This window comes from Vagococcus sp., from assembly GCF_052102835.1.
Taxonomy (GTDB): domain Bacteria; phylum Bacillota; class Bacilli; order Lactobacillales; family Vagococcaceae; genus Vagococcus.
This window is the reverse complement of the sequence record NZ_JBQEIL010000018.1, coordinates 1-7321: the sequence shown is the minus strand read 5'-3', so window position 1 is coordinate 7321 and position 7321 is coordinate 1. Positions and strand designations below refer to the sequence as shown.

5 protein-coding genes are annotated in these 7321 nt (G+C 33.4%); all 5 read right to left on the bottom strand.

Features of this window, described 5'->3' with window-relative positions:
- Positions 1 to 58 precede the first annotated feature (58 nt).
- Entirely contained in the window at positions 59 to 3196 is a 3138-nt protein-coding gene (locus tag ACTJFD_RS11340; protein ID WP_442261643.1) for a type III restriction-modification system endonuclease, read from the bottom strand.
- A 34-nt stretch (positions 3197 to 3230) separates the two neighbouring features.
- Complete coding sequence (locus tag ACTJFD_RS11335) at positions 3231 to 5147, bottom strand: site-specific DNA-methyltransferase (protein WP_285005165.1); 1917 nt, start codon at positions 5145 to 5147, stop codon at positions 3231 to 3233.
- Positions 5148 to 5150: 3 nt separating this feature from the next.
- On the bottom strand, positions 5151 to 5315 hold the full coding sequence (locus ACTJFD_RS11330; protein ID WP_179142604.1) for a hypothetical protein: 165 nt from the start codon (positions 5313 to 5315) through the stop codon (positions 5151 to 5153).
- A gap of 112 nt (positions 5316 to 5427) precedes the next feature.
- Complete coding sequence (locus ACTJFD_RS11325; protein ID WP_442261642.1) at positions 5428 to 5949, bottom strand: RepB-like protein; 522 nt, start codon at positions 5947 to 5949, stop codon at positions 5428 to 5430.
- Positions 5942 to 7141: a RepB family plasmid replication initiator protein gene (locus tag ACTJFD_RS11320; RefSeq protein WP_442261641.1), complete on the bottom strand. Its 1200-nt coding sequence runs from the start codon at positions 7139 to 7141 to the stop codon at positions 5942 to 5944. The genes ACTJFD_RS11325 and ACTJFD_RS11320 overlap by 8 nt, the downstream gene beginning before the upstream one ends.
- Positions 7142 to 7321 lie beyond the last annotated feature (180 nt).

Sequence of the window (7321 nt, the reverse complement as noted above, 5' to 3'; positions counted from 1 at the left end):
CCCTATAATCTAGAATTTGGATTATAGGGGCTGTTTTTATTTGATTTCTTAGGGGCTATTATCTAATTATAGACCCTGTTTGGATGTGTGAAAATAATTTATCCATCATCTTGTCATAGCTGTCAACAACGTCATATGTTACTTCACTATTAGAAATGATTTTAAAATGTTGACGTGCGGCTTCGATTTTAGCATTTTCAACACCTTTTAAATTTAATTCGATATTTTCCGAAACACCTTTAGTTTCGGCAATGAAATAGACATGTTTGTGATCCGGTTCGTTCAAGACAACAGCCCAGTCTGGATTATATTTGCCAACTGGCGTATTTATATAGAAACCACCAGGCAACTTAACATACATTTCAACATTCTGTTCGACGTCTAGATCACTAGCAAATCTTTTTTCCACTTCAGAATCCACTCGAACTTTATCATATAGATGTTTTTTCGCATCAAAGACATTTTGCCCCATAATTCCTTGAATATCACTATTGGCAAATATGGCATCTTCATCCCATACTTCGTCTAATTTGTTGTAAACAATATGAGAAATAATATTTTGTGCTTTCACAGCGTTAATGATGTTGCTAATTTGTACAATGAAGTTTTCAGGATTTGATTGATATTTTGCGAATTGTTCTGGGTGGATACCACTTAAAATATATGCAACTGTTTTGCGAAGTAATCCTACATTTTGAGAAACTTCTCCAATTAAATCATATTTAACAGTATTTACCGGACTATATATATCAGTTGTTCGCTTACCATCTACTGTAAATACTGTCCCTGTATCAGTAGCTTGCATATTTCCTTCAGTGATACGTGCTTTTAGTGTTTTAACAGTTAATTTTTTATTGATAAGTTGAATCGACTTTTCAATAATTTCTTGATCATCAAAATCGACAGTATAGTAAGATTTACGGTTGATTTTTGACCATAAATTTTTAAATTCTTTACTTGCATATTTTTCACGATTTAATTTCAAAGTAGTTCGTTTATTCTCATTCTCAATCGGTAGATCTTTGAGGTTGTATACACTATTTATTAATTTTTGAATTGGAAGGGCGAATACTTGAAGCTCCTCATCTAAAACTTCCTGAATAGCCTCTAGTTTTTCTGCATCTGAAAGTTTTTGGTAAGTAACAGAAGTTTGCTTATTTTTTTCGATCAGTTTCCCTGTTTTTAAACAGGCCCATATTTCGGCTGCCTGCGTATTATCAACCACCATTTTTGCAGTCACTTGTCCATTGCTGTCTTCTACAACAAGTTCTCGCCCTTCAAATAATTTAGGTTCGATAAGTTTTGGTCTATTTTTAATTGCATCAGCTATTTCTGATTGAAGATCTCGAGCGAAGGATTCGTAGCTCTCGTTGGCGATAACAGTCAACACATTTACTTGTTGCACCTCGTTTTCACCCAAAGATTGTTCATCTTGGCGATCACCTTTTTGATTTACCGCTAAACGTAATCCACGTCCGATTTCTTGTCGTTTTTTAATATCCGATGAAGATTGACGTAATGTCGCAATTTGGAAAACGTTCGGATTATCCCAACCTTCTTTTAGCGCTGAATGAGAGAAAATGAATCGAACAGGCTCTTCAAATGATAATAGACGCTCTTTATTTTTCATAATCAGGTCATATGCTGAAATGTCATCACTCGATTCACTACCACGTTTGATTTTGCTATCAACAGATTTTCCTTTTTTATCGATTGAAAAGTATCCAGCATGAACCTTTTCTGGAGATTCCAATTCACGTTCAAGATAAGTTCGATATTTTTCATCTAATAAAGTATCTGTTAATCGATCTCGTACAATATTTTCGTATTCTTCTTCGAAAATTCTTGCGTACGTACCTTTATGATCAATAGCTTCATAATCTTTATATTTAACTACTTCATCAATGAAAAATAAGGATAATGTTTTAATTTCACGCTTGAACAGGCTTTCTTCTTTAGCAAGATGAGAATGGATGGTCTCACGAATTTGTATGCGTCTTAAATCCTCATCATTGGTATTTCCAACAACTTCTCCAACAGATAATTTTTGTCCATTCGTAAACTCAACAAATTGATCCACCGCATTAATTTCTGAAACGACAAAGCCACTATTGTAAGATTCTATTTCACCCGAAAGAGGGTAAATATTGTCTCCTTTATCTAACAACTTTGATGTCTTTACGACATTCCCTGTAGCGGATAACTTTTCAAATTGAATACGTGCTTTTAATGCCGGTTTCTCTTTAATAGCTTCGAGATACAGGGAACCACTAGAAGCGTTTGAACCTGATATTTCAATTCCTTTCACCGCTATTTTTTTTACTAAATGTTTTTGATATGCATCCACAGCGTCCAATCGATAAACCATATTGTAGTTGTCCCGATGTGTCGCTGAATAATTAATGAAAAATAAAGGGTTAAACTTTGCTAAGCCAACACGTGTAGCATTCAGTTCGGCCTTTGATCCGTTTCCTAAAACTGATTGCGGTTCATCAATAATCATAATCGGATTCGTCGCTGCAATCACATCAATCGGACGGCGTCCACGGAATTGATCTAATATCATATCAATTCTTCGTGCGTCTGCCCCACGTGCATTAAAAGCCTGCGTATTAACAATCATCACATTGATTCCAGCATCACTCGCAAAGGCTTCGATTTTATCCAGTTGACTAGAGTTATAAATAAAGTAACGAATACCGATGCCGTATGCTTGTTTAAAGTGTTCGGACGTAGACTCAAATGTTTTAGCAATTCCTTCACGAATAGCAATACTCGGAACGACAATAATAAATTTCGACCAACCATATTGCTTGTTTAATTCAAACATTGTTTTGATATACGTATAAGTCTTCCCAGTACCCGTTTCCATTTCCACTGTTAAAGTCAAACTATCTCTCGAGTTATCAATTTTTGTATTTTTATCTTTACCGCCAATGGACATCTTAACAAGTTTATTATCAGTAAGTACACCATTCTTTTTTTGGGTTGCTTGAATATTTTTTAAAAGATCCCTATCCGATAATGAAATATTTGAATTTTTAAATCCATTGACAATATCTAAAATAATATTTTTTTCATATCCTATGTCCATCATGTAAGACAAATTAGTTTGTCTAGGTTGTCCTTCAAAAATAGAAGTAACAGCTTCTACAGCATCTAATTGAAATTGTTGGTTCTTATACTGAAGTTTCATCTTTGATCCTCCAGATTCATTTGATAAGTTCGCATCAAATCACCTTCACTTTCGTATCAGGACTGATAATACGGAACTGTTCCATCACATTTACCTTTTGAGCTGATTTATCAAAAGTTGATTCTTTGAAGACTGCAAGCAACGGTTTTAATGTGGCAATTTGGCGTGTTAATTCATCTGTTAAGTTCTCACCAAAGTAGCAAACTACACCAGATAATTCACCTAAATAGTCATATTTGATAATTTTTTCATTGTTCATAGCATCAATCGTAATTGGTCGATTATATTCTAATGCACCGTCTACTAACACGTCATAGAGTAAGTCATAATCCGAACGGTTATCAGAGTGATTATCAATATCTTTTAGCAAATCTAATTGATCGAGTTCACCTGCTGTTTTAAAGACATCTTCTTTTAAACCTGTTGAATCCACTTTCAAGGCACGGAAACCACTTTTATCACCAATTTTGGCAGCAGCACGACGAATTCGTTCTCGAGAAAGTTGATCAATCGTCGTATATCCTGCCCTTCGTGCTTCTGAATTGTCAGGTGTTACTTCATCAAGGGTACCGAGGATAAACTTACGATTACCACCATCTTCGGCGTTTAGTTGCATTACTGAATCTGCTGTAGTACCTGAACCTGCAAAAAAATCAAAAACCGTAATATTTTTACTGCTAAACAACGTTAAAAATAATTTAATTAAATCAGTACTCTTTGGCGAAGAAAATACCTCACGGTTATCAAAAAGTAATTTGAGTGTTTGTTTGGCCTTTGTGGTAGTTAGATCTAGATGATAATCAGTAGGTTTATTGTTAATAATCGCTTGATACTTTAAATTGGTTACGATACTTTTTAATCTTTTCGTTGTACTAAAATTTTTTTCAAAAATTTTAGTATCTGTAAACTGTAACGAATTAGTCTCAAAAAGTTCCATAAATTTATCTATAGAGTACGTATTTTCTACAAATTTATTATTTGTTTCTGAAATATATCGAATATATCCTTCACCAATTAATTCATTATCAATATCGAGTATGTCCTTCTCTTTTCTAAAATGAATTTTCTGTTTTTCAGGCTGATAGTAAACGCTGTAATGTTTTTTAGAACTGTAGTTAGTAACTACATCATTAAATTTATTTTCCCCTACCAGAATGCGTTTTCCGCTATTATGAACGAAATTACCATTCTCATCTTTAATCATTTCTGTGGATCTTTTCGGTATGTTTTCAATAAATTTAGATTCATTAATTTTTTTAGCGTATAAGATGACAAACTCACTGCTAACGGAAATAAACTTAGCGTTTTTTCTGCCTTTAGGATTATTTTCGACTGATAAATTCCCAATAAAATTATCCTCACCAAAGATTTCATCCATTAACAATTTTAAATTTGCTTGTTCGTTATCATCTATAGAGACAAAAATAACACCTGTATCCGATAACAGATTTCTAGCTAACTTTAAGCGTGGATACATCATAGTTAACCAATCAGAATGGTAGCGACCATTGGATTTTTCATTCTTTACTAATCGATTCCCATCTTCATCTATAATTCCTTCTGATACGTCATTTTCTTTTTGCGTTTTTTTGAAGTTATCTTGATATACAAAGTCCTTACCTGTGTTATAGGGTGGATCAATATAAATCATATCTATTTTTCCAAGATAAGATTCTTGCAATAATTTCAACGCTTCCAGATTATCCCCCGTAATAAATAGGTTCTCCGACTTTTCAAAGTTCACACTTTCTTCTGGCTGTACACGTAGTGTTTTAGTGGTTGGAGCTGCAGCTTCAAAATAAGCTTTTGCTTTTCCGTTCCACGTAAAATCGTAACGTTCTTTTTGTTCTTCTGCTTTAACAAATAAATCACGTAATTCATTTAATAATTCAGGATCTACTTGACATGAATTAACATCAGATAAGTTAACTTTTTCTGGTATATCAGGCATTTCTTATTCTCCTTTAGCTTTGGCTAAACGCTGCTCTAATGCATATCTTTCTCTAGCCAAGAGTTGTTTTTTATTAATTTGGACTGTTCTTTTAATTTGATTGTTGATTCGATCTATTTCGGATTCCAATTCATGCAATAGCTGTATTTTTTCAACTTGTTGTTTCAATGGTTAATTTGCTATGTGCTTTTAGTTCTTTTTTTAAATCATCCACTACAAGTTCATCAATATTATTAAAATTTTTCATTTTCTCCCAACAATCTTCTAAACAATATTTTCCTTACTTACCGAATGACCACCAACGTCGCTTTTTATTATTTATCTCTATATCTTTGGTTTCGTCAACAACCTTGGATGAATTAGCAGATGTTGATTGAGTTGTTAATGATTTTAATTCATTGATTTCTTCTTTATATTCTTCAAGTAATTTTTTATCTTGTAAGGCTAAACGTTGTTGCTGGTCTAATAGCTTATGAAGCTCTTTTTTTTCTGATTGGAGTTCGGACACTAGATTCCTTAAAAATAAAATCTCTTCATTCCCCTCTGGATTGTCATCAACTGAATTATTCACGTTGTCGTCAACAAAAACTTTTTGTTGACGTTTTTTAGTTGACGTTTTGTTAAAAAAAGCATTCTTAATAACTTTTTGACCATCAACGTCAACGTAAACGGTATTTCCTTTTTTTGACGTAAATTGACGTAAATCTATTGACGATTCTTTTTTTATTTTTTGCCATACAGCTTGCTTTGAAACACCTATTTCATCCGCAATTTCTTTTATGGTTTTTAAATTTTCACTCATGGATTTCTCCTTTACCTCGAACACTTGCACGTTCTGATTGTTCAAGGTCTTGTAATTTTACAGTTGGTAAGTATTGTTCAATTGCCTTTTTAAGATACTTTGCAATGTTCCCTTTTGAATAAGGTTCTTGCTTCTCACGAACGTATGAGAGGTGCTTTTTGACCCCCTCAAGTCCTCGTAATGTTTTGAGTTCGTCATACTTTGGATAAACATTTTTTTGCAAGCCAGCCATAAGTGATGTATCTGTCATTTCATAAGGCGATAAAAGGAAATTTTCAAGCAATAACCTTGTATATATACTTTCTAACGCTTTACCTGCAAGTGTTTGGTTTGATAATTCTTTTTCGGCTTTCGCTTCCTTGTAGGTCTTGTCCTCTAGCTTATAACTGTTATCGTCTGCTCGACGTTTTTTCGTGATATGAAAGACAATAGAATCAATGCTTTTACCTTTTTTCACTTTCTCATAGGCAATATTAAATGAGGTCCGATCATTGATTTCTTCAAGGGGTTTATCTAAAACTTTCTTGCTAAAGTTAGTGAATAATTTGTATTCATTGACCGTGTCCGTCATTTCTCGTAATTCTCGCATGGAAATTGAAGGATTGCGGTAGGCTTCCACTTGTTCTTCTCGGCGCCCGCCCTTGTAACTATAATGCTCGTACTGGTTATAATTCATAGATAACCAGCGATACAAGATAATGGAATACTTGCTATTGAGTTCTGCAAGATCAGACAAAGCGTGTTGCGTGAAATTTTGTTTTAAATTGATTAAATACGGCATAATTTCAGGACTAAATCGGATCGTTACCTCATCATGATAATCCGTCCACTTAACATAGGGAATTGGCACAATATTTTCAAATTCAAATCCATGTTCTTTTTTTTCTTTAATTTTGAAAAAGGCTTGTTTCTGCATATTCTCGACTGCCTGTTTAAAACGTGTGTGTTTATTGCTGTCGTCCACTTTAAAAAAGGCAAACAGTTCTGCTTTTGACAAATAAACCGTATGATCTTTTGGTGGTTCTTCTGTATCAATGCACGATACGGCTAACTCAAACATTTTGAGTGGGGTTTTATCCATTTTGGCAATGCTGGTAATTAAAGAATTATGCTCCACTACTTTTCGTTTTGATAATTCATTCAAAGTCTGTACCTGCTTTTTGTTTTTTTCATTTTCTGTTATAATAGACATAAAGATACGCTCCTTTGCGTGTTTGATGTAAGCATGAAGAAATTCCAGCCAAAGAATTTTTCTTCATGCTTTTATTATACCACAATACAAGTAGTTTTATTTATTTTTTCTACTCATATACATAGTTTTTTCTACTCATATACATAGTTTTTTCTACTCATATACATAGTTTTTTCTACT